Origin of the sequence: Nioella sediminis (assembly GCF_001879695.1) — a bacterium.
Classification (GTDB): Bacteria; Pseudomonadota; Alphaproteobacteria; order Rhodobacterales; family Rhodobacteraceae; genus Nioella; species Nioella sediminis.
Genome location: NZ_MNBL01000160.1, coordinates 1 through 22259, shown reverse-complemented (window position 1 = coordinate 22259; position 22259 = coordinate 1). Strand labels below are relative to the sequence as shown.

The 22259-nt window shown below is 57.1% G+C and carries 20 protein-coding genes; 6 read left to right on the top strand and 14 right to left on the bottom strand.

The window, feature by feature from the left end; all coding sequences use genetic code 11:
• Positions 1 to 28: 28 nt before the first annotated feature.
• The 4 genes from BKY26_RS17940 to BKY26_RS17925 all read right to left on the bottom strand — a co-directional run bounded on the left by BKY26_RS17940 (position 29) and on the right by BKY26_RS17925 (position 3356).
• Positions 29 to 787 carry a hypothetical protein gene (locus BKY26_RS17940; RefSeq protein WP_071691750.1) on the bottom strand — a complete coding sequence of 253 codons (759 nt, stop codon included), beginning with the start codon at positions 785 to 787 and terminating at the stop codon, positions 29 to 31.
• Positions 784 to 1881, bottom strand: a complete 1098-nt coding sequence (locus BKY26_RS17935; protein WP_071691749.1) for a GSCFA domain-containing protein — start codon at positions 1879 to 1881, stop codon at positions 784 to 786. The genes BKY26_RS17940 and BKY26_RS17935 overlap by 4 nt, the downstream gene beginning before the upstream one ends.
• Positions 1882 to 1972: 91 nt before the next feature.
• On the bottom strand, positions 1973 to 2686 hold the full coding sequence (locus BKY26_RS17930; protein ID WP_071691748.1) for a hypothetical protein: 714 nt from the start codon (positions 2684 to 2686) through the stop codon (positions 1973 to 1975).
• A 19-nt stretch (positions 2687 to 2705) separates the two neighbouring features.
• A complete protein-coding gene (locus BKY26_RS17925) occupies positions 2706 to 3356 on the bottom strand; it encodes a hypothetical protein (RefSeq protein WP_071691747.1) in 651 nt (216 codons plus the stop codon).
• A gap of 267 nt (positions 3357 to 3623) precedes the next feature.
• On the opposite strand from BKY26_RS17925, the gene BKY26_RS20095 reads away from it, so the two are divergent.
• Positions 3624 to 3824, top strand: a complete 201-nt coding sequence (locus tag BKY26_RS20095) for a hypothetical protein (RefSeq protein WP_131541936.1) — start codon at positions 3624 to 3626, stop codon at positions 3822 to 3824.
• A 122-nt stretch (positions 3825 to 3946) separates the two neighbouring features.
• Here the strand turns inward: BKY26_RS20095 and BKY26_RS17920 are convergent, their stop codons facing one another.
• The 4 genes from BKY26_RS17920 to BKY26_RS17905 form a co-directional block, all read right to left on the bottom strand.
• Positions 3947 to 5146 (bottom strand): sulfotransferase family protein, encoded by a 1200-nt coding sequence (locus BKY26_RS17920; RefSeq protein ID WP_131541935.1) that lies wholly within the window; start codon positions 5144 to 5146, stop codon positions 3947 to 3949.
• Positions 5147 to 5415: 269 nt separating this feature from the next.
• Entirely contained in the window at positions 5416 to 6387 is a 972-nt protein-coding gene (locus BKY26_RS17915) for an exostosin domain-containing protein (RefSeq protein ID WP_158514361.1), read from the bottom strand.
• Positions 6388 to 6451: 64 nt separating this feature from the next.
• The gene (locus tag BKY26_RS17910; RefSeq protein ID WP_071691744.1) at positions 6452 to 7153 is read right to left on the bottom strand and encodes a hypothetical protein; all 702 of its coding nucleotides are present in this window, start codon (positions 7151 to 7153) and stop codon (positions 6452 to 6454) included.
• Positions 7153 to 9018, bottom strand: coding sequence for a glycosyltransferase (locus BKY26_RS17905; RefSeq protein ID WP_071691743.1), 1866 nt, complete (start codon positions 9016 to 9018; stop codon positions 7153 to 7155). The genes BKY26_RS17910 and BKY26_RS17905 overlap by 1 nt, the downstream gene beginning before the upstream one ends.
• A gap of 555 nt (positions 9019 to 9573) precedes the next feature.
• On the opposite strand from BKY26_RS17905, the gene BKY26_RS17900 reads away from it, so the two are divergent.
• A complete protein-coding gene (locus BKY26_RS17900; RefSeq protein ID WP_131541934.1) occupies positions 9574 to 11994 on the top strand; it encodes a tetratricopeptide repeat protein in 2421 nt (806 codons plus the stop codon).
• A gap of 91 nt (positions 11995 to 12085) precedes the next feature.
• Here BKY26_RS17900 and BKY26_RS17895 read toward each other — a convergent pair whose 3' ends face one another.
• The 6 genes from BKY26_RS17895 to BKY26_RS17870 all read right to left on the bottom strand — a co-directional run bounded on the left by BKY26_RS17895 (position 12086) and on the right by BKY26_RS17870 (position 18291).
• A complete protein-coding gene (locus BKY26_RS17895) occupies positions 12086 to 13090 on the bottom strand; it encodes an ABC transporter ATP-binding protein (protein ID WP_071691741.1) in 1005 nt (334 codons plus the stop codon).
• The gene (locus BKY26_RS17890; RefSeq protein WP_071691740.1) at positions 13087 to 14121 is read right to left on the bottom strand and encodes a Gfo/Idh/MocA family protein; all 1035 of its coding nucleotides are present in this window, start codon (positions 14119 to 14121) and stop codon (positions 13087 to 13089) included. Before BKY26_RS17890 ends, BKY26_RS17895 begins: the two co-directional genes overlap by 4 nt.
• A gap of 142 nt (positions 14122 to 14263) precedes the next feature.
• Positions 14264 to 15103: a carbohydrate ABC transporter permease gene (locus BKY26_RS17885; protein WP_071691739.1), complete on the bottom strand. Its 840-nt coding sequence runs from the start codon at positions 15101 to 15103 to the stop codon at positions 14264 to 14266.
• Between the two features lie 13 nt (positions 15104 to 15116).
• On the bottom strand, positions 15117 to 16031 hold the full coding sequence (locus tag BKY26_RS17880; RefSeq protein ID WP_083431507.1) for a carbohydrate ABC transporter permease: 915 nt from the start codon (positions 16029 to 16031) through the stop codon (positions 15117 to 15119).
• A gap of 67 nt (positions 16032 to 16098) precedes the next feature.
• Positions 16099 to 17355 carry an ABC transporter substrate-binding protein gene (locus BKY26_RS17875; protein WP_071691737.1) on the bottom strand — a complete coding sequence of 419 codons (1257 nt, stop codon included), beginning with the start codon at positions 17353 to 17355 and terminating at the stop codon, positions 16099 to 16101.
• 39 nt (positions 17356 to 17394) lie between these two features.
• Positions 17395 to 18291 carry an N-acetylmuramic acid 6-phosphate etherase gene (locus BKY26_RS17870; RefSeq protein ID WP_071691736.1) on the bottom strand — a complete coding sequence of 299 codons (897 nt, stop codon included), beginning with the start codon at positions 18289 to 18291 and terminating at the stop codon, positions 17395 to 17397.
• A 147-nt stretch (positions 18292 to 18438) separates the two neighbouring features.
• Between BKY26_RS17870 and BKY26_RS17865 the strand changes: the two genes are divergently transcribed.
• The 4 genes from BKY26_RS17865 to nagA form a co-directional block, all read left to right on the top strand.
• Positions 18439 to 19320 carry a glucosamine kinase nucleotide-binding domain-containing protein gene (locus BKY26_RS17865; protein WP_071691735.1) on the top strand — a complete coding sequence of 294 codons (882 nt, stop codon included), beginning with the start codon at positions 18439 to 18441 and terminating at the stop codon, positions 19318 to 19320.
• Positions 19317 to 20072, top strand: a complete 756-nt coding sequence (locus BKY26_RS17860) for a GntR family transcriptional regulator (RefSeq protein WP_071691734.1) — start codon at positions 19317 to 19319, stop codon at positions 20070 to 20072. Before BKY26_RS17865 ends, BKY26_RS17860 begins: the two co-directional genes overlap by 4 nt.
• Positions 20073 to 20088: 16 nt before the next feature.
• Positions 20089 to 21120 carry an SIS domain-containing protein gene (locus tag BKY26_RS17855; RefSeq protein WP_071691733.1) on the top strand — a complete coding sequence of 344 codons (1032 nt, stop codon included), beginning with the start codon at positions 20089 to 20091 and terminating at the stop codon, positions 21118 to 21120.
• A partial coding sequence (gene nagA, locus BKY26_RS17850; protein WP_071691732.1) for an N-acetylglucosamine-6-phosphate deacetylase occupies positions 21117 to 22259 on the top strand: 1143 nt, incomplete at its 3' end. The genes BKY26_RS17855 and nagA, both read left to right, overlap by 4 nt.

Below are 22259 nucleotides of genomic sequence, written 5' to 3'. Positions count from 1 at the left end.
CTTCCTTTATTTAGATAAATGGCTTTGATCAGGTGACAATTCCAAGCCGTTCGCATAGCTGATCAAGGATCAAGTCGGCATAGGCATCGGACTGGTGTATGCAGTCGCTGTCCCGCATCATCGCCCGTGGGCTGAAGCCCCGCGGATGATCGAAGTCAGGGTAATCCAATAATCGTGCACCGGTGCCGTTGGCGATCTCTTCCATGGCGCTATCCCGCAACTCCGCCAGGATCCGGTGCGCCTTTGCCGGGGCTTCATACCAAAGTCGCAGGCCCCAATTGGCATGTTCGAGGATCGCCTCTGAGATCCGCGGAAACCGCTGTACATAGATCGGTCCTTCGTAAGCCCTACAGACCCGCCGCAAAGTGCGGATTCCCGGTTGTAGCTCCAGCATTTCGGCCATCAGGTCACCCATGCAGCTATCCGAAACCGGCGCACGTTTGAGCGCCTCGCCTCTTGGTCCGCAGTCTGCAAGAACTGCCGCGCGAGTGATCTGGTTTGTATAGGCAAAGCCTCCGTCGAAATGGCCCAGAGCGCTGATCAGGATCGCATCGAAATCGTTCAACGACATATCGATTGTAACCGGAGGCGCGCAGTAGGGCGGGAATTTCTCGCCATGACTACCGACTGCAAGCCGACCATCCACAACCAGGAAGTCCGGCCCGATTCCACCGGGAATGACATTGAAGAACATCTCGATACCGGCTGTTTCAGCCGTGTTGTGCCGCGCCTCCCAGGCACGTTTGAGCGCCCCGGCCTGAGAATTGCCAATGATCAGAAGCTTCACGAGTCCCGGCTCCCACCAAAGGCATCTAGAAGCTCTTCATCGCAGACCACCAGCATATCAGGATCTTCTTCAAAGCTCTCAGCGGGGGCTGCCTTTGGTGCCGGTTCAACCGGGAATGCATCCATCGCCTCGCCGCCATGGCTTGTCATGAACAAATGCATGGCGGTGCCGACACCCTCGGCGGTAACCGAGCGCTTGTTCCCGGCATAGAAATCCCGGCCCGACCAGGGGCTGGTGATGATCTCGTATGACGGGAAATAATCGATTTCCGGAAAGGCATCAGAAAGATCGCCGGATACGGCCCGCAGAACCGATTTGGAATAGACCGTGGCAACCTGCACATGTCTGCCTGCTGCGGTCGCGGTCAATGGAACAGGCGAAACCGTCAATAGGAACTTCAGTCGTGGCTTATGCTTAGGACGGTGATCTTCGAGTAGGGCCTTCAGTTCAAGAAAATCGGCATGGATCTCTGGGTAGGTGAAGTTATGAAACACGTGCTTCTGTGGATCGAAGTTGTCAGTCACAGTTCCTGGGCAGACTGGAAAAACCGTTCCGGTTTCCTTGTCGATCCAGGCCTCAGTCAGGCCCAAAGTGAAAATCAGCATGTCCATGGAAGTCAAAAGCTTGCGGACCCGACCCAAGTGCCAGTCCCTGTGATAGGTCACTGCAGCTGGACTCGACAGGCCATTTGGTTCGATTGTCGGGCGCAGGCCGTCATACCAGCGCCCGTCCTTCTCCCACAGAAAATCCCTGCGAGGGGTCTCACCGAGCGCTTCGCGCGCAAGCTGCAACATCTGCCGCATGGTGTAGACATTGCCGTAGCGCCCAGAATAGATGCCGTAGCCAAAATGCAAATGGCGATCTTCGGGCAAATGCTGAGGCGCAGGTTCCACATCCAGTATGGAGAAGCCACCCGCCCGTAGATGCCGACCGATGTGCTGTGCAAAGCAACTACCGGCAGTGGCGATCTTCATGTCGCGGGTGATCTCCCATTTCCGGTTGTACAGTTCGGTGTCAACCGCTGTTGTGATCTCGGCAACTCCAGTGCGCCAGAATGTATGGGAAGGGTAATCGGCATAAGGGCTGCGGGCCATGGAAAGCTCCGGAAAAAGAACTGTGAATGCTATTTTTGGGTAGCCGATCTGCCTAAGGGTGTCCAGCTACGCGATGGTCGTGCCAAGGCACTCATTCCGATGGGCTAAGACGGTCTATCCGGCCTCGGTAACTGCTTGCGAAAGTCTCAAGCGCTGCGTCGCTGTCTTCCTCAAGAACACCCCGGACAAGGTGATCAAGTAGCCCAGCCTCTTTCAAGTCGGCTGCAAGACCGTGTTCGACATCGGGAAAGCTGTAATGGTGCAGGTTATCCATCACCGGAAACAGCCGAGCCTGTCGGCGATCCAAGCCGACTCCTCCGGAAAACACGAAATACTGTGTATTCTCGGTGAGATAGCCGCCTACATTGCGAATCCGGTATCCGTGGATCTCATCACGATATTCTTTCCAACGTGTCTCCCAAGGAACAATTTCGGGATCGACGCTGAACTGGGGAACAAAGGCGATTACCCGGTTCATTGGCATGAAATGGGCCGCGACGATGGCCAGAAACCCGCCCATGCTGTTGCCAATGGCAGACATCCGCACGCCTTCCCTGAAAGGAGCCAGCCGTTCTGCTATTCCTGCAAAATCCAGTTGGTTGCCCCAGGACCGAGTCTTGTCCGTGATGAATAGAAGATTGTCGAAATGGCGTCCTGTGCCAAAAAATTCGGCTTTCTGCACATTGATACCGCCCATGCCATGCCCGACCCCGGTGAAGGACAGTAGCGTGCGGCTGCCACCGCGCACAGGTGCCTGGGCACGGCTGGTGATCTTCAGGTGCGCGTCTTCGAAAAGAGTGTACATGGCAACGCCGGTTCCTTGATCAGCTCTTCAGAGCGAAGGCCGCATCCGGCCCACTGAAGTGCTTTGCGCGGAATGAGTCATAGGTGTCCTGCATCAGTGGCGTAACAAGCTCGGGCCTTTCCGACCCGCGATAGACGAATTCCTCTGTTTCCGATGGCCGCTTCATTGGCGCCAGGAAGTCGCTCAGGGCATCAACCGACAATTGCGGACCGTAATCCAGAATGTCTCCGCCGATTTGGTCATAGATCGTGAACATCTTCACATAGCGCCTTTCCAGATCTTCAGAGGTCAGGTTCGGAAATTTCTTGATTGCGGAGGCAACGAAGCCAGCAGGCGCACGAATACAGAAGATGCGTCGCTGAGGTTCACCAAACATCTTGCTCAGCTGTGTCAGCTCTGCGGGCAGCATGATCGCTTGCTTGAAACACAGATCCAGGTACTGTCCACCACCGCGGCGGGCGCTCTCGAGAACGATCTGAGCGAAGTCGTTCAGAAAGCGATCGGTATTCAGGTCGTTGACCTTGTCAAGATTGTTGAGAATATGTCCTAGCCCCCAGTCCGAGACCAGATGACGCGCTCGCCGCGCCACCAACCTCGATAGGTAGGACGTTCCCGTGCGGGGTGGACCATAGATCAGCCACCATTTGAAGTTGTCACGGTCAATCTGCATGGTTGTTCCTCTTGGCCAGTGTTTCGGTGCCAATCAAGTTGATCTCAGTCCACCTAGAAAGTCGATCCCGGTCAATGCCTCAACCCTGCTGGCCGCAATGTGATTTCGGCTTTCAGAAAGCCTTCTGGCAACCAAGGGATTCATTTTGCAAAGAGTATTAAGAGCACTCTGAAAGCAATGGTGGTAGCTTCGACACGGTCCTTCAGACCGACTGGGCTCTGCTACACCGAAGTTCGACAACGCATTTGTAACGTGGAAACAACCCAAATGAGCACCATCGACAGCGACCAGCCGGTGGCAAATCGGCATCTTGTGAATATACTCACAGTCTGGGGTAGATCGGTACATCGTGTTCAGTTTTTCAACAACAATATTAACTACGAGCAGAAGATCCCTTCTGCGCATGAAGGTATTAGCGCGCTTCATCTTCTTTGCTCTGATCTGATTAAGCGCCGCTTCAATGATTAATCCCGCCCTAAAACTCAACCTGCCCTGGCCTCTGACACGGTTTCTCATTCCAATTTAACAGCAATGTTCAATCCTATTCATGAATACCTGACTGGCTTTGTGCGCTAGAAACCATGGCAAACTCATCCCAATTTTCCACCCAACACATCAATTCCCGTTATGTCTTTGACGCCTTCTGCCGCCTCCCGGTCCAGCCGCAGGCGGAGGGCCGTCAACACCTCTGGTGCAATCGATCGCGACCGAGACACGATGGATTGTGAGTGCTCGACATAATCGGCAAGCTGCCGGTGCAATTGCGTATCGACAGGGTGTCCGAGCGCTTCGAACAGATCGAGCACGTAATCTAGATTAGAAAACGCCTTGTTGTAATCGACATAGATAAGTCGATGATTCTGTCCGAGTGATCCTGAACGGTGCAAATCCAGAATAAACCGGTGCATGACATTCATTTCATCAATCGCATTCTCCAGGCCGCGAAGCGGGTCCCACTGATCTTTTGGGTTCAGAGCGCGGCTTTGATAGGATGCCGCCACCAGTTCAACTGACCGAAGCATATGAAACACGGTAATCGAGCTATTCGCCATTGCTTCGAATGTCTGTGGCATCATGTAATGGAAAAGCGGTCGCTTATCGCCAACAAACTTCGCCGTTTCTGCCTTGTCCAGCATGTTCCCCGGGGCTGCAGTCGGCAACGCATCGGCCCGATTTTGAAGAAGCCCGCGATCAAAGGAATCCACCGCATACGTCAGATATGGGATATGAATCTCTGTAAACAGCGCCACGTCCGCAGAATGATTCAACACATGGCCAAGGGCCGTCGTCCCAGCCCGCGGCATTCCAGAAACGAACACGAATTTCCGATCCTTTGAGGCATGCTCATCTGCCAGTTCAACGGACATGAAATCACGATGGGTCAAGTGACTGAGGCGCCGGTTTCCTTCCAGAATGCCATAGGTGTTCAGAAGCGCTTGCCGATAGGCCGTCAACCTTGTGACGTCCGGTCCATTCTTCCCCTTAGAAGCATGAATCTCTTCGAATTGTTTCAGCGCCTCCTGCCAGTACCCGCGCCTGCAACTCAAAGTCGCAAGATAGATTTGGACCTTTGGGATGTGACCAACATTATTTCTGGCCATCTCAGCGACAGAATCTATTTCGCCGTGGCGAAAGGCACGAATGAGGCATTCAAGGCCTTCAGTGTACGCACCTGGGTGAATTGGGCGACTCTTGCGCACCGTCGACCAAAGGCTGCAGGCCAGTTCCCAGTTCCCGCTGCGCATCGCCGCGCGGGCCTGAGCAATGATGTCCTGCAATTCCGTAGTCACCCGACATACCCTCTTCTCGGTTCTTCAGCCCGCAAAACAACTATTCCAATCAAAGACCGGCAAACACAAGGATGGTTAGATGCGTCGATCACCTCGGAAGAACAATATGGGCTTCCAAAAACCTGACTGGTTCTCGTCCGATTGTTCAGTGACATTCGCGGAAGTCCATTTCTGTCGAGTACCGCCCAATGTCTGGGAGAAGTGGTACTTACTTGTTTTCACGAGCTTATTTTCAGTCCAAACCTTGTTGCACGATACTCTGACCAACGTCAACTAAGCATAGTTTCGGCGATCAACGCACCCCAAGCCTGCGGTCCTGTCGCGTCAAGAAGAGCCTGAGTGGCAACCTGCTTTTTACGAACCTCTTGCGCACTCATTGCCCTCATTCGATCAACTGCACGTTCGTATCCTTCCACACAGTCATCTTCCAGGATACATGCATCTTCCCACAGCGACTGTTCGCCGGGTAGCGCCAGATCCCGGGTCAGAATAACCGGGATGGATGCAAGAGACAGAGCTTCGCCAATACGGATGGAATTCGGTCCAGATCCGCTTGGGCACAAGGTGAATGTCGATTCTCTGATGGCATCGAGATATTCCTCCTTCTGCTGTTGTTCTTGTGAAAGCAACGCAGCGTCTGGACTGACGCCCTTCATCTGTTCGGAGTACACAACGCGATTGAAGTGCCATGCTTCCCGCTTGATAATTAGGAGATCATCTTCCTTTCCCGCATCGTCAAAGATCCGTTCACGAACATTGGTCAGGTAAACCCTTGGATTGTAGGCACCAATGAAGTTGGCCAGATACTTGCGCTTACGATGGATGTCGTCCGATGGATTTGGCCCGTCAGGCGTTTGGGCAGGAAACAAAGGAAAGGGGTGGATGCGAACCCCCTGTATCTCTGTGGTATCCACCCGTGCATGCGACCAGAACAGATCGGTTATCCCACAAGCAACGAAGAACTCGATGTATTCGTCCGCATGGATGTGCTGTGCGACTGTTGCGCGACGCATACCAGATTTCGGTTCTTCTGCTGCCAAACCGTTGAGAATTCTCAGAAGCGTCCAAGTTGCCGGGGCATTGCTGCGAATACCGTCGATGATAGTTGCCCAAGGGATAGCGAGAAACTCAAACTTCAGCGATTGTGCCAAAGGCATAATGGCTTCGTAGGCTGCTTTCTCGGTGATTGCCGGAAACTGCCAATGGTGCGGGAATGCTAAAAGATTGTCGGTGCGTTCCAACTCCAACCGGGTTTCGGCAAGAATGGATCCGAGTAGTTTACTGCCTGATAGGGTCATCTTTGGGTCACTTGCTGAAATGTGCCATCATCTTCTGGCGGGCCTGATGCAATCCTTTAAGCAGTTGCTCTTGGGATTTCTGACCACTGCGTGAAAGACAGGTTGCGCGAAGCTGTTCTGCACCAAGACGCAACAGTGGGTTTTGGAAGTCCATTACCGGGACATAGGCGTTAGCCTGCATAAAATCGATCGACTCTCTTGCGTGCCGTTTTTCTAGAACCGGTTCTGGGAACAAGGTTTTGAAGATATAAAAGTACTGTCTCTGGAAATTCCTGACAACGCCATCATCAACAATTTCCTGGCCGGAGCCATCAATATCGAGAGCTTCGTCCCGGCACAAAGACAACAAAAGATTGCGCATGAAAAAATCAGCTAAGGAACGATAGGAATGCCCCAGAGTAAAAATCTGCGCATGACTCAGGTTTATTTCTGAAATCTCGAACAAAAAGGGAAGGAACAGCTTTGTTCCTGCATGCGAAAAGTCCGTGCTTTCGAAGTCCGGACCACGCCAGTTTCCCGCGACCTTGACACCAGATCCCAGGTTACTGGAAGCACGCAGAGATACACGGAAGGCATCCTTTCGGCACTCGACACCCAATGATCCACGTCGTGCGAAACAATCTCCCAACATATTAGCGAACTCTGCCGGTTTCCTGTCCGCTTGAAAGAAGTCATCGAATGGAATGATCAATTCTGATTTACTTGCCATCACGCCACTTCACCCTGTCTCAAGTCTTCTGCCCAGCCCGGTCGGACATCGTCCAACCACTTCAGGCACTGCTGAATCTGATTGTCGTTCAGGCCCCGGTCGACATTGGTCGCCATCAATGTACCATCGCGCATGGACGGGGTGTACCTATGATACCACTGGCCCTTATTGCTGAGATTCGTTGCGAATGTTGGAATACCACGTGCCATGGCGCATATTTTCAACCAGATGTCGTCTGCGTAAGGCGCATTCGACAAAATGAGCTCCTGATCAGTGACTTCTGGTGCTGTAAGAAAACCCTTGGGGTAAAGAACGCCACCCGCTCCGGTCGGCATCAGACGTTCCGAGGGGGCCGCCAAAGCGACCTCCCGGGTCCAGTCCTGATAGGGTGCCAATGTACCACCAGCATCATCCATCGCCACCCAATGACACCGATTACCAATGATCGCGTCCGGATATTTCTGATGCGCGTCATAAAGGCTTTCAAGAGCGGTCGGCGGGTAGATCACATCGTCGTCTACAATAACGAACGGCGACCGATCATTCAGGTCCGCATTGTGCATGAACTTGTCATACTGGTGAAATGTTCGGTCGGCGAAATGAATCTTTAGACCGTGCTCTTCCAGCTCCCGCAGGCGGGATGGAAGCCATCTCGCGCCGGGTACTTCGTCCTTGCCAAGCCAAAGATGAATCTCTTTTGGGCGACATGTTTGTTCGAGCAAAGACCGAATGGCGAAATGGACAGTTTTCAGCCTTGCCGGGAACGAGGTGAGAGAGATCACAAGATCAGTTGGTGTCCGGTCTGGTTTCAAAACAGCCGCTGAGTAGAGCTTCTCAATCCGCCTGGATTCCTCCGACTGAAATTTTGCGACGGCACGGTCGAGATCGCGCTTTGCGGTTGCAGCCACTCTCAATGCTGCTTCGCGCTCCATCTGACACAGACGCAAGCGCTCGACGGCTTCTACAGAGTCGAACTGCGAATCGGAATCCAGAACCTCAAGAGCCGTGCGCATCAGTTTGTCGCACATTTCTTCGGAAAGCTTGACCGAGCTCTTCTGAAACATCGTATCCAGAACCATGATCGCGACATGGCGTGCCAAATAGCGATCCTGTCTCTTCATAAAGCCGACAATCCTGTCAGGATCTGTACAGCTTCGACGAAAATCGATGATGTCATTGGCATCCTGATCGGAAAGGCCTTCATACTCCTCTGTCAGTGTTGCTCGGATCGATATCTTTGTTCTCTCGGCGTCTGCGGAGATACCCGGCTCACCTCCTCGTTTTGCCAGTGGCTCCGCAATGATCGGGATACGAGCGCCAGCACCGAACAACCGGCCAAGCTGTAGCGTGTCGCTGTCAGTTTTGAACTTACGGTCATCGAAAGGATGCTCCAGCAGTAACTCTCTTTTCACATAAAGAGACTGGTGGCAGAATCCGAGGCTTGCCATCTTGAAGGCTTCGTCTTCGATCCATGATGCCCAAATCTGGTCGTTCAACTCTCCCCAACCAAGAGCGCCATCACTCTGACCGTCCTTCAGGACGTCGTGGACCAGTTCCAGAACCCCGCTATGTGCAAACACATCGCTGGAATTGAGAAAACAGACATACTGGCCCGAGGCCAATCTGAGCCCCTTGTTCATGGCATCATAGACGCCTGTATCTGGCTCACTGACTGCTTTGTTCACAAGCCCCTGTGCTTGCCAGAACTGCATAAGCGCGGTGCTGCCGTCCTTGGAGGCGCCGTCCACAATGATGTATTCGAAGTCTTCAAAGCTCTGCTCGAACACTGATCGCGCGGTCTTCATCATCGACCAAGCGTCGTTGTAGGAAACCGTGACGATGGAAAAAAATGGTCTCGAAGTCATTTGTGTTTAAACTCTTGTCATTGCTTCATCATGTGCGGCTGCGAACGTCGGGCGCATATGTGAACTAAGATGGGTCACAATAAACCGTCAAACTCTCTTGCACCTATTCAGAGGCCGACAAATTGCAGGCGAGCCAATGAGACCGCGCCCGATGAGTCGAGCAATCCCGACCTTGCTCAATGCCAGTTTTCAACTCCTTACACCTGCCGGACACGTCAAGGCCGAGAGGGACACCTTGGCCAGATCTCTCACCGGGCAAATTCTCGTGCCGTGTCTGCCAGACTAGCCTATGGTTTGCAACGGCACAGTTCTGGTACGGGACATGAAGCAGAAGCACCAAATGCGGAAAGGCTTCGGTGCTGGGTCATGCGCCGGAAAAGCAAGCAGAACGGACTCGTCTTGATGAGAAGCTAGGCTTTTTTGTCACGGTCCCGACGCAGCTTGGAGAACGGGATTGTAGCCGACTGGTTTGCTTGGATGCCACTGTAAAGCCCGGTCTGAACCAAGCACACATCAGTCATCCGCGCACTTGACTTGGGAAGGTGCGGGGCTAGGTTGGCCCGCAATTCTAAAATGGTTTTGGTCACTATGGAAAATTTCCAGTCGGTAGACGAGTTGATAGAGTTTATCAGAGCTCTTGTTGATTCAGAGAGGATCGAGAGCGCCTTGGAACTGACACAGACCGGGATGCAGCTTTATCCGGATGCTGTTGCAGTAGCGGCTACTCGCGTTCGAATTCTGCGCAGGATGGACCGCCATGAAGACGCGCTGGATTTCGCTCTTTCGTGCCCACCCGGTATGAAAACAACTGCCCTGCTACCCATGATTGTCGAACTTGGACTGGAGCAGGGCCGCAGGGGTGAAGTCTCCACAGTTATGTCCGGCATTCCGGAGGGGGATTTCAGCAGCGCTACGCGAATTCGAGCACGCAGCGCATTTCTTGCGGCAACGGACTCGCCTCAGTCCGCATTGGACTTCCTGACAGGGGACCTTCCTGTCAGGAAAGATGCACCCTGGTTTGTTGAGGAAAAAGTCCGGATCCTTCTGCAAGCCAACCGAGAAGACGAGGCGCTGACTTTATTACGAGAGTATGCGCCCCGGTCCGGTATGGATCGCATGATCATGATGTGGCTGCGTGCTGAAGATCGAGCGGGGCATCTGGAGGCAGCAGAAGAAATCCTTCGCGACTACGCTCAAACCTGTTCGCAGATGCTGCAATGGCACAAGCTAGCCATCGATATTGCTCGGAAACGCACGGACAATAGCCTTGCACTTCTCCGCGCGCAGGCAGGTGTTGAACGCTTCCCGGGTAATGTTGATCTGCGATCAAGCCTTTGGTCGTTAATGATGTCTAGCGGTAGGCGTGATGAAGCCATTTCTAATTGCCAAACCTTTGCTGATTGCAACCGGAAGAGTATCGAGGCGGTAACCAAGTGCCTTTCATTTCTTTCAGGTGCGAGAGAAGACGAGGCATGTGACCGTATCATGGCAACAGCCGTGAAGGATCTGGGTCCAGAACCCCTCTTGGTTTTCTCCTGGGTGGATGTCTTGATCAAACGCCAGAACCCGCTGGATGCACGGCGCGAACTTGAGAGCTTGCCGGAAGAGGTCAAGAACTGCTTCCGCTATGAAAGACTAAGAGCTCGCATTGAGACCGCACTTGGGAATATCCCCGATGCCATAACTGCGACCAGAATGGCGCTTGAATACAAGCCAACTCTTCCAGCCCTTCACAAGGGCCTCGCAGATCTTCACATAGAGATCGGGGAGTTCGCAGAGGCGCGCAAAATTCTTGCCGATATGCCTTTCACCGATCCATCTGATGATGCATCCCGGCATCTTTCCCTATTTGATGCAGCCAGGCTTGAGGGTCGCTTTGATGTGGCTTTGTCCCATGCGGAGACAGCGCTCAGGATACATCCAGAAGATGTTGGTGCTCTGCGCAAGCTGACTGAGATTCAGATAATCCTTGGCAATCTTTCCGCTGCGATTGAGGCACACAAAAAGGCGACCAGACTGCGATCCCTTAGAAACAGCTCAGGAAAGGAAAGTCAGAAACTGCGAAACTCAAAGCAAGGTCAACTGCTCAACGAGTACTTGCTTTTGGCCGATCGAAACCTGCTTTCGAGCTGTTCACCAACGACTGACCCCGCGATTTCTGCTGGACTGTTTCGACAGATGCTTGAGGAATGGCCAGCAAACACGCCTTATGCGCTCTGTGTTTTAGCTGCTTTGAATCGAATTGGTGCTGTTTCCGCGGCTCCGCCTCGGCTGAAAACTGTTCCCAAGGCATCCGCCCGAATTCCCCGTAAGCTCTCTCAGTTCTGGGACACACCAGAACCTCCTGAGCAGGTCAAATGGGTTCTGGAAGAGAATCGACGCTTGAACCCAGACTATTCTTTGCAGGTGTTCAACGAAAGAGGTGCGCTCCTCTACATGCGAGAAAGAGGAGAACCGGAGGCCGCGCGCGCGTTTAGGCTTGCCCCGCACACTGCCGCAAAATCCGACATCTTTCGTCTTGTTGTTCTGTGGCATGAAGGCGGTGTTTACCTTGATGCTGATGACAGGTGCTTGCTTCCTTTGTCCAAGCTTATTGACCACAATATGCGTTTCATCGGGTATCAGGAGTACTTCCAAAGCATCGGCAACAACTTCATAGCTGTCCAACCTCGTGATCCGATCATAAGGGCCGCGTTGGACGATGCCACAACAGCCTTCGGGTCAACCAGAGGAGAGAACCTCTGGCTTGCCAGCGGTCCCGGGCCGATGACGCGGTCACTTGCCCTGCATGGCACAAACCCTGACGGATCCCTGCAAGAGGGTGTTTGGATCATGCCCACCAGCAAACTAAAACGCTGCATCGCCCCTCACGTTGCGCTTAGCTACAAGACGAGCGACCAGCATTGGACCAGCCAATTCAAGCGTAGTTCCTCCGTACGCCAGGCACCTGCGTCATCCGAGCGCGAAAGCATCTGATCCACCAAGTTTTTTGGGAAAGCCTTTCAAATACGAGACACCGACGCCAGTACTCTCTTCTATGCATATAGACGCGCGTTTTGTTCGGGTTCTACGCGACAACCACCCGTTCTCCGTCCTCTCCAAAGAGATAGGATTTCGCGTCATCATAGTCCAAGCCAATGATCTTGTCCGGCTGAATGCTATGCTGACCGAACAGGCGCAGGGTCACAGGATGCCCGTCTTCCGTCGTGGCAAGAACATTGGTGTCCCCACCCAGATTTTCGACATGGGTCACGGTTGCCTGCAGGCGGCCCTGATCCGTGATGCGCAGATATTCCGGTCGAATGCCGATCATCTGGCCCTTCTTTCCACCGACGATCTCTGCAGGCAGGAAGTTCATCGCAGGAGACCCGATGAACCCCGCCACGAACCGGTTGGCCGGGTTGTTATACAGCTCCATGGGGCTGCCGACCTGCTCTACCCTGCCATCGCGCAGCACGACGATCTTGTCGGCCAATGTCATCGCCTCGATCTGGTCATGGGTGACATAGATCATCGAGGCGGCAAGCGTCCGGTGCAGGCGGGCGATTTCCACGCGGGTGTTCATGCGCAGCGCCGCGTCGAGGTTGGACAGCGGCTCGTCGAAAAGGAACAGCTTGGGCTGGCGCACCACGGCCCGGCCAATGGCAACCCGCTGACGCTGACCGCCTGACAGCTCTGAAGGGCGACGGTCCAGATACTCACCAAGCGACAGCATCCGGGCAGCCTCGGCCACACGGTCCTCGATTACCTGTTTGGTCCGGCCTTCCTGTTTCAGGCCAAGCGCCATGTTGCCGCGCACCGTCAGGTGCGGGTAGAGAGCATAGCTCTGGAACACCATGGCGATGCCACGCTTGGCGGGGGGAACGGTGTTCACCTCTTCACCAGCGATCTCGACAGTGCCCGAAGTCGCATCCTCCAGCCCTGCAATCACGCGCAGCAATGTGGACTTTCCGCAACCGGAGGGGCCGACGAAGACGACGAATTCACCGTCCTCAACCTCCAGGTCGATATCTTTCAGCACATGGACAGAGCCGAAGGATTTGTTGACGTTTTTCAGGCTGAGCGCGGTCATGGTCTGCGGTCCTTCAGGTCGATCGGTTTGCCGGTGCGGATGCTTTCATCGGCTGCAAGGCAGATGGCCAGCGATTGCACGGCGTCATTCATATGGCGGGTCAGGTCGATATCCTCAGTGATGGCGCGCAGGATGTAGGCCTGTTCGGCGGCGCAGAGGTCGTCATGGCCGGGTTCGTCTTCCATCTCGATCAGCTGGTCGCCTGTGGGCCGGTGAACGAGGATCCCGCCCACCTTGGTGTGGCCATCCACATCGTCGGACGATCCCTTGTTGCCCTCGGTGATCGACACGGCGCCATTGGGGCTGACGATATCCTTCACGAAGAACGCGGTTTCCGACATCATCGGACCCCACCCGGCTTCGTACCAGCCGACGGAGCCGTCCTCGAAGATCACCTGGAACTGGCCATAATTGTACATGTCGGGCGCAATCTCATCCGACAGGCGCAGGCCCATCCCGTGCACGCGCACCGGCGCAGAGTCGGTGATCTGGCACATGACATCAACGTAGTGCACCCCGCAATCCACGATGGGGCTGGTGGTCTGCATCAGCGCCTTGTGCACCTCCCAGGTCTCGCCGGTCGACTGCTGATTCAGGTTCAGGCGGAAGACATATGGCCCGCCAAGCCCGCGCGCCTCAGAGATCAACCGTATCCAGGAGGGGTGATGGCGCAGAATATAGCCCACGACCAGTTTCCGACCGTTGGCTTTCGCGCAGTCAACCACGCGGCGCGCCTCAGCCGCGGTCATGGCCAGCGGTTTTTCCACGAAGACATGCGCACCCGCCTGCATGGCCGCGATGGCATAGTCCGCATGGGTGTCCGTATAGGTGGCGATCACGGCCAGATCGGGGTTCACCTCGGCCAGCGCTGCGTGAAAATCGGTGAAGACGGGATAGCCCTGCAACTCCGGGTGATCCGTCTGGCCCGATCGGTTCACCAACCCGACGATCTGCGCGTCGGGGTCGCGGTGATGAGCGAGCGCGTGGCTCAGCCCCATATTGCCAAGGCCTGCAATCAGAACGCGGGTCATGTTCTTTCCCCTTTTGACTCCGGGACCGGGACGGGCTTTCGAAGGCCCGTGTCAAAGCCGCGTCGACGCGGCTTTGAAGCGGTTTCGAAACCGCTTTTTGAAAGCCCGTTCGAACGGGCTTGCGGGCCGCCTGAGAGAGTGCTCATTTCACCGCCCCCGACGTGATGCCGCGGATCAGCTGGCGTGAGAAGATGACGTAGAGCACCATGACCGGCAGGATCGCCATGCCCAGCGCCGACAGAACCGCGTTCCAATCCGTGACGAACTGGCCGATGAAGACCTGACTGCCAAGCGTCAGGGTCTTGGTTGCCTCCGCTGGCGCAAGGATCAGCGGGAACCAAAGATCGTTCCAGATCGGGATCATGTTGAAGACCGCCACCGTCGCCATTGCCGGACGCACCAGCGGCAGGACAAGGCGGAAGAAGATCGTATACTCGCTCAGCCCGTCGATCCGGCCGGCATTCTTGAGATCATCCGACACCTGCCGCATGAACTCGCTGAGGATAAAGACGGCGAGCGGAAGGCCCTGCGCGGTGTAGACAAGGATCAGCGCCCAAAGCGTGTTGACCAAACCGGTATCCACCATCAGCTCCAGGATCGCGACGGTGCCGATGCGGATCGGGATCATGATGCCAAGGGCAAGATACAACCCCATCAACGTGTTGCCCTTGAAGCGATACTCGGACAGGGCAAAGGCCGCCATGGCCCCGAAGAGCAGGATGAAGAACAGCGAGGCCACCGTCACGATCATCGAGTTCTGGAAGTAGCCGAAGAAATCGCCCTGATTGAAAACCGTCTCGTACCCAACGGTCGAAAAGCTGTCCGCATCGGGCAGGGCCAGCGGTTCGCGGAAGATCGCGCGGCGGGTCTTGAAGCTGTTGATCAGGATCACGAAGACCGGGAAGAGCGCGATGACCGTGTAGAGGATCAGGATGCCATGCGCGGCGGCGATGTTGACGGGGTTTCTGCGGGCCTTGTTCATGCGTCCATCCCCCTTAGAACTGATACCGGCGCATGCGGGTCTGGATACCGAAGAGGTAGATACAGACCCCGATCAGGATGATCGCAAACATGGCGCTGGCAATCGCGGACCCCATATGTGGATCGCCCAATTGCAGCTGGAAGCCAAAGAAAGTGCGGTACATGAAGGTGCCGAGGATATCGGTTGAGTAATTCGGCCCCGCCAGCGCGCCCTGCGCCGCGTAGATCAAGTCGAACGCGTTGAAGTTGCCCACGAAGGTCAGGATCGAGATGATCCCTATCGAGGGCAGAATGAGCGGCAGTTTGATCTTCCAGAAGGCTGCAGCGCCGGTGATGCCGTCGCATTCGCCTGCCTCCAGAATCTCCTCCGGGATCGACAGGAGCGCGGCGTAGATCAGCATCATCGGGATGCCGACGAACTGCCAGACGGAAATCAGCGCCAGCGTGGTCAGTGCGGTGCCTTCCAGCCCCAGCCAGGGCAGGAAGAAGGCGTCCAGCCCAACCGCATCCATCATACCGGGCGCGATGCCCCAGATCGGTGACAGGATCAGTTTCCAGGCGAAGCCGACGATGACGAAACTCAGGATCGTGGGCACAAAGATGGCAGTGCGATAGAGCGCGGCGAAGCGCAGGCGCGGGTGGCTCAGGATTGCGGCCAGAAGGATGCCGATGGGGTTCTGAACCAGCATGTGAATGAGGAAAAACCAGAAGTTGTTGCCAAGCGCATTCCAGAACGCGTCGGACCACAGCGGGTCTCCGAACAGCGTGCGGAAATTGTCCAGCCCGACGAATACGCGCGTCCGGTCGACCTCATCAAACAGGGCCAGCCGCAGGGTGTTGAACAGCGGGATGATCATGATCGCCGTGTAGACCAGCACCGCGGGGGCGAGGAACACGAGGATATGCCATCTGATCGGGGGTTTGCGCATCATGGCCTCCGGTGACTTGGGGTCCGGGCAGCAAGGGGGCCGCCCGGACAATATGCAGCAAGGGAGGTTACTGCTGCGGTTCGTACCAGCTTGCCAGACCGTCCTGCAGGCGCTGACCGGCCTCTTCCGGGGTTTCGGCCCCACGGATCACCTGGGCGGATGCGTTCCAGGTTTCGTTTTCCAGGTTCGGCGTGCCGCGCGACAGGATCTGGTAGGTGGAGCGGATGGTCGAGTTGCACTCACCCCGCCAGGACACGAATTCCTGCGCCAGCGGATCTTCCATGGCCACGTCGAAATTCGACAGCGAGAAGAAGCCGGGCAGGGCGTTGGCGTAGATCGTGGCAAATTCTTCCGAGCCGACCCATTCCAGGAAGGTGCGCGCCGCTTCGGCGTTCGGCGATGCAGGGTTCAGGCCGATGGCGATGTCGGTGTGATCCGAGATGTAGCATTCGTCACCCGCATTCGGCACTGGCGGCGGAAAGGCCCCCATGGCGAAATCAGCCTGCGCGTTGAACCCGGTGATTTCCCAGGACCCGGCGGGATAGATCGCCGCGCGCCCGAGGGTGAACAGGTTCTGGCTGTCGGGATAGGTCTGCGCCTCGAAGCCACGGCCCAGATACTGGCCCCATCGGGCAAGCTGACGATAGGGGGCAACCCAGGCTTCATCGGTCAGTGACTGTTCACCGGCGATCAGGGCCAGACGGCCTTCCTCACCACGCCAGTAGTTCGGGCCGATATTATTGTAGCCCATGGTGGCCGCTTCCCACTGGTCATTGGTGCCCATGGCCATGGGGATGTAGCCGCCGTCTTCCTCGATTGCGTCGAGAACGGCGAAGAATTCGTCCACGGTGGTAGGCTCTTCCAGCCCAAGCTCCGCAAACGCATCGGCGTTGTAGATGAAGCCGTGGATCACGGAGGCCATCGGAACGCAGAAGGTGACGGAGCCATCATCGGTCTGCCACGCGGATTGCGCCACGGAGGAGAAGTTGGACATCGCTTCAAGATCGCTCAGGTCGGCAAGGTGGCCGTCTTCATAAAGCGCAAGTGAGGCGTCAAAGGGGCGGCAGGTGATCAGGTCACCGGCGGAACCCGCTTCCAGCTTGGAATTCAGCACGGCGTTGTATTCCGCCGGGGCCGAGGGGGTGAATTCCACTTGGATGCCGGGATGATTGGCCTCGAACGCGGGAATGATCACATCCTGCCACAGCAGCAGGTCGTCATTCCGCCAGCTTTCGATGGTCAGGGTCACATCCTGGGCCGAAGCAACGGTTCCCGCCAGAATGGTGGTCGCCAGAAGACCGGCGCCGAGTTTCTTCATGGACATTTGGTATTCCTCCCTAAGGTCCTGGTTAAAGCCCGCGTCTCAGGCGTGGCTGTGCAAAGCCGCCATGGCGGCACGAAGTCGGCCGTCTGCTTTTATCAGCAGGTCTTCGGCCAAGGTCAGATTCGGGGCACCCATGGCCAGCAGAACGGCGGGTTTGACCCGACCGTTTGCCGTCGCAAGTGCGGTTTGGGCCGTCGGCTGTGGCACAGACGCGATATCGGCCACCATCCGGGTTGCGCGGTCGCGCAGTTTGTCATTATCGGCGCGCAGGTTGACCATCATCCCGTCATGCACATGGCCCAGGGCAACGCCCATGATCGTTGACATCATGTTCAGGGCCGCTTTCTGCGCCGTGCCTGCGCCCATGCGGGTGGAACCCGAAATGACCTCGGGCGGGGTCGGCAGGCAGATGGCCACGTCAGCAAGGGCCAGCAACGGGGTTTCGGGGTTATTGGCCAAACCGATCACATGTGCCCCGCGGTCGCGCGCGATGGTCGCAATCGTCAAAGCATAGGGCGTGCGGCCAGAGGCGCTGAGCAGGATGACCGCATCGCCTTTTCCGATGAAGCTGGCCGCTGCCTCTGCTTCTTGGGTATCGTCTTCCGTATCACCGGGCATCGCGGCGTCCTTGGGGATACCGCCAGCCATCAGGATACGGGTCCGTTCCGGTGGCAATCCGAACGTGCCCGCCAGTTCGCAGGCATCCGCCAGGGCCATCAGACCGGACGAGCCGGCGGCTGCATAAACCAGCTGCCGGCCTGCGCGCGCGGCTGCGGCCATCAACTGACCACCGCGCGCAATCTCTGTCGTTGCATGGGAAACCGACCGCAGCGCATCGAGCTGACCGGCCAGAAGAATGGCCGCGATGTCATCAACCGGGCGCGCATCCAGCCCTCGGGCCGATGCATGCAGTTCTTCGGTCTTGCGCTGAGGCATGTGATTCCCCCTCCTGGCAACAGAAGATACCATTTACGTACCTTTAAGCCAAGAGGGAATGTTGAAGAGGCATTTCGGCCCTATTTGGTAGCAAAAATCCGATACCACCCCTAGAAATGCCTACAAAGGTATTGTAATGGTTTCTGCATGACACAGACCAAGTCAAACCTCGTGATCGGCGTCGACGGTGGGGGCAGCAATTGCCGCCTCGCCCTTGATACGGGCGCGCGCGTGTATGAGGTCAAAGCCGGATCAGCCAATGTCTCGACCGACATTCACGGGGCTTTGGCCACTCTGCGCAACGGGCTTGAATCGCTTGCGCAATCCGCCGGGCTGACGCTCGACGATCTGCGCAACGCACGCGCCTATCTTGGGCTGGCAGGGGTTGTTGGCCCGACGATTGCCGAAACGGTCACCAAGGCGCTGCCGATTGAAAATGCGGTCGTGGAAGATGACCGAATCGCCGCCGTCATGGGCGCGCTTGGTCAGGCTGATGGCGCGGTCATTGGCATTGGAACCGGGTCATTCCTGGGGCGCCATTCGTCGGGCCATATCGACCTGATTGGCGGTTGGGGTTTTATCCTTGGGGATGAGGCATCTGGCGCAGATCTTGGCCGCAAGCTGCTGTCGCGCGCCCTGCATGCCGCTGACGGGCTGAACAGCGGCTCCTCTCTGACCTCCAGGATTCTCGACGAAATGGGCGGCCCTGCCGGGATCGTCGGTTTCGCCGCGACGGCAAAGCCGGTGGCTTTCGCCCGCTTCGCACCGCGCATCGTCGAGGCGGCCGGGAATGGCGACGCGGTTGCCTGCGCGCTGATGAACGAGGGGGCTGCCTATATTCTGGCTGGTCTCGACAGGCTTGGCTGGCAGCAAGGCGAGCGGCTTTGCCTTATTGGCGGTCTGGCTCAGCGGTACCGCCCGTTTTTGCCAACCCCTGTGGCTGACGCGCTCACCGATCCAGATGACACCGCGCTTGCGGGGGCCCTGGCGCTTGCCCGGCGTTTGCCAAGAACCGGAGACACGCCATGAAGATCACCGATTATCTCAAGGCCGATGGCTGGCTCGATCAGGTCGCGGGGCCAAGATATGTGCAGCTGCGCAAGCGGATCGAAAAGGCCATGGACCCTGAGGTTGGAATTCTGCCGCCGGGCGCGTCCCTGCCATCGGAACGAGAGATTGCCTCGCTGACCGGCCTGTCACGAGTCACCGTGCGCAATGCGATTCAGGCATTGGTGGAGTCGGGGACAGTCATTCAGCGGCAGGGGTCCGGCACTTTCGTCACGGAAAAGGCGCAACGGGTGGAACAATCGCTGTCCCATCTGACCTCGTTTTCCGAGGACATGACCCGGCGCGGCATGAAATCCACCTCGGTCTGGCTCGAACGCAGCATCTGCCTGCCATCGCCGGAAGAAACCATTGCGCTGGCACTGTCGGCCAACGATTCCGTCTCTCGCATTTCGCGGCTGCGTATGGCCGATGACAGGCCCATGGCCATCGAGCGTGCGGCGCTGCCCGTCGATATCCTGCCCAACCCGATTGCCGTCACGACGTCGCTTTATGACGTGCTGGAACAGGACGGGAATCGCCCGGTCCGCGCCATACAGAAAATCTCGGCTATCAACCTGGGCCAAGACGACGCCGATCTGCTCGGTGTGGCCGAAGGGGCCGCCGGGCTGCGGATTGAACGCGTGTCCTACCTGCCCTCGGGCCGGGTCGCTGAATTCACCAAATCCATCTATCGCGGCGATGCCTACGATTTCGTGGCAGAGCTGCGCCTGTAGCAAAGGCAATCAGACCATGACCGACCATTCCACCCAGATGCGCCGGGAAATCCTGGAGATCCCGAAGGTCGTCGCCCGTCTGGTGGCCGAGAAATCGGCCGATATCGCCGCCATTGCGGACGCGGCCCGCGCCGCTGATCCCCGGTTCGTGGTGACGGTGGCGCGCGGGTCGTCCGACCATGTCTGCACCTTTCTGAAATACGCAATCGAGCTGGAGCTTGGGTTGCCCGTGGCCTCGATCGGGCCTTCGGTTGCGTCGATCTACGGGGCGGATCTGAAACTGGCCGGTGGTCTGTGCCTCTCCGTCTCTCAATCGGGTAAAAGCCCCGATATCGTGTCCATGGCCAAAGGGGCCGGCAAGGGCGGCGCGATGACGGTGGCCATCACCAACGACCCTGCATCACCGCTGGCGCAGGTTTCGGATCATACCATCGACATCTTTGCAGGCCCGGAACGCAGCGTCGCGGCGACCAAGACCTTTGTAACCTCTGCCGTGTCCGGCCTACTGCTGCTGGCCCACTGGTCCGGCAATGACGGTCTGCTTACCGCCCTGAAAGACCTGCCCACCCATCTGGAACGCGCCGCCGGGCTGGATTGGCCGAATCTGCGTCGCGCCATCGGACAGAAGAAATCCCTCTTCACGCTCGGGCGTGGGCCGTCCTGGGCCATGTCCAATGAAGCGGCGCTCAAGTTCAAGGAAACCTGCCAGATCCACGCAGAAAGCTATTCGGCGGCGGAGGTGCTGCATGGCCCGGTGTCCATCGTCGAGGAAGGGTTCCCAGTGCTGTGCTTTGCCGTGGGCGATGCGGCGGAATCCTCCGTCGTACAAGTCTCTGACAATCTGGCCGCCAAGGGTGCCAGCGTGTTTCTGACCTCCGACCAGCCATCCGGTGCCACGCAACTGCCGCATGTGCGAACGGGCCACGCCCTGACAGATGCAATCGCGCTTATGGTGTCCTTCTACACGATGGTCGAGCGGGTGGCGGCAGATCGGGGTATCAACCCGGATACCCCGCGCCATCTGCGCAAAGTGACGGAAACCGTATGACGGAGCAACGCACAGCCTATCTCTGCCCCCGGATCTTCGATGGCACGGCCTTTCATTCAGACAGCGCGCTGATCGTGGAACGCGGCCGGATCTTGGCGATTGTCCCCACCGGCGATCTGGATGACACAATGCCCCGCCGCAGCCTTCCCGGTGGTCTGCTCGCACCGGGCTTTGTCGATCTGCAAGTCAATGGCGGTGGCGGAGTGATGCTGAACGATGACCAGTCAGTTGACGCCCTGCGCCGCATTGCCCAGGCCCATGCCACGCTTGGCGCGACCTCCATCCTTCCAACGCTGATCACCGATGCGCCCGAGAAGACGATTGCCGCCATCGACGCGGTCGAGGCCGCCATTGCCGCAGACATCCCCGGCATCATCGGCCTGCATCTGGAGGGGCCGCACCTGTCCGTTGCCCGTAAGGGCGCGCATGAGGCGCGGTTCATCCGCTCGATGACGGATGCCGATGTCGAAATCCTGATCGACGGTGCGCGCCGGTTGCCAGTTCTGAAGATGACCGTTGCGGTCGAGAATGTAACCCCCGCCCAGATCCGGCAATTGACCGACGCGGGGCTGATCATCTCGCTTGGCCATACACAAGCAAACGCCGCGCAGGTGCAGGAGGCCGTGGACGCCGGAGCCTCCTGCGTGACCCACTTGTTCAACGCCATGAGCCAGCTTGGCAATCGCGAACCGGGTCTGGTGGGCAGCGCAATCTGCCAGCCAGGGCTGTCTGCGGGGTTGATCGCCGATGGTATTCACGCGCATCCCGACAGCATTGGAATTGCCCTGCGGGCCAAGGCAAGTCCGGGAAAAATCTTCCTTGTCAGCGATGCGATGGCCGTTGCCGGGTCCGACCTGACAGAATTTCATCTGGGCGGGCGCAAGGTTCTGCGCCGAGAGGGTCGGCTGACGCTGGAGGACGGCACTTTGGCCGGGGCAGATCTGGACCAGCTGACAGCCATTCGAAACCTGATCGGATGGGGCTTTGCCGATCCGGCAGGTGCACTTGCCATGGCAACGTCCATTCCTGCCGCTGTCATAGGTTACAGCACCGGTCCGGGACATCTCAAACCCGGCGTTTCGGCGGATTTCCTGCACATTGAACTCGATGGCACAGGGCCGGCAACGGTCTGGCACAGG

What these genes read in the sequence shown, in the direction of transcription:
- BKY26_RS17935 (WP_071691749.1), bottom strand. Translation starts at nt 1,881, where the DNA reads ATGGCCCGCAGCCCTTATGCCGATTACCCTTCCCATACATTCTGGCGC.
- BKY26_RS17930 (WP_071691748.1), bottom strand. Translation starts at nt 2,686, where the DNA reads ATGTACACTCTTTTCGAAGACGCGCACCTGAAGATCACCAGCCGTGCC.
- BKY26_RS17925 (WP_071691747.1), bottom strand. Translation starts at nt 3,356, where the DNA reads ATGCAGATTGACCGTGACAACTTCAAATGGTGGCTGATCTATGGTCCA.
- BKY26_RS20095 (WP_131541936.1), top strand. Translation starts at nt 3,624, where the DNA reads ATGAGCACCATCGACAGCGACCAGCCGGTGGCAAATCGGCATCTTGTG.
- BKY26_RS17910 (WP_071691744.1), bottom strand. Translation starts at nt 7,153, where the DNA reads ATGGCAAGTAAATCAGAATTGATCATTCCATTCGATGACTTCTTTCAA.
- BKY26_RS17905 (WP_071691743.1), bottom strand. Translation starts at nt 9,018, where the DNA reads ATGACTTCGAGACCATTTTTTTCCATCGTCACGGTTTCCTACAACGAC.
- BKY26_RS17895 (WP_071691741.1), bottom strand. Translation starts at nt 13,090, where the DNA reads ATGACCGCGCTCAGCCTGAAAAACGTCAACAAATCCTTCGGCTCTGTC.
- BKY26_RS17890 (WP_071691740.1), bottom strand. Translation starts at nt 14,121, where the DNA reads ATGACCCGCGTTCTGATTGCAGGCCTTGGCAATATGGGGCTGAGCCAC.
- BKY26_RS17885 (WP_071691739.1), bottom strand. Translation starts at nt 15,103, where the DNA reads ATGAACAAGGCCCGCAGAAACCCCGTCAACATCGCCGCCGCGCATGGC.
- BKY26_RS17880 (WP_083431507.1), bottom strand. Translation starts at nt 16,031, where the DNA reads ATGCGCAAACCCCCGATCAGATGGCATATCCTCGTGTTCCTCGCCCCC.
- BKY26_RS17875 (WP_071691737.1), bottom strand. Translation starts at nt 17,355, where the DNA reads ATGTCCATGAAGAAACTCGGCGCCGGTCTTCTGGCGACCACCATTCTG.
- BKY26_RS17870 (WP_071691736.1), bottom strand. Translation starts at nt 18,291, where the DNA reads ATGCCTCAGCGCAAGACCGAAGAACTGCATGCATCGGCCCGAGGGCTG.
- BKY26_RS17865 (WP_071691735.1), top strand. Translation starts at nt 18,439, where the DNA reads ATGACACAGACCAAGTCAAACCTCGTGATCGGCGTCGACGGTGGGGGC.
- BKY26_RS17860 (WP_071691734.1), top strand. Translation starts at nt 19,317, where the DNA reads ATGAAGATCACCGATTATCTCAAGGCCGATGGCTGGCTCGATCAGGTC.
- BKY26_RS17855 (WP_071691733.1), top strand. Translation starts at nt 20,089, where the DNA reads ATGACCGACCATTCCACCCAGATGCGCCGGGAAATCCTGGAGATCCCG.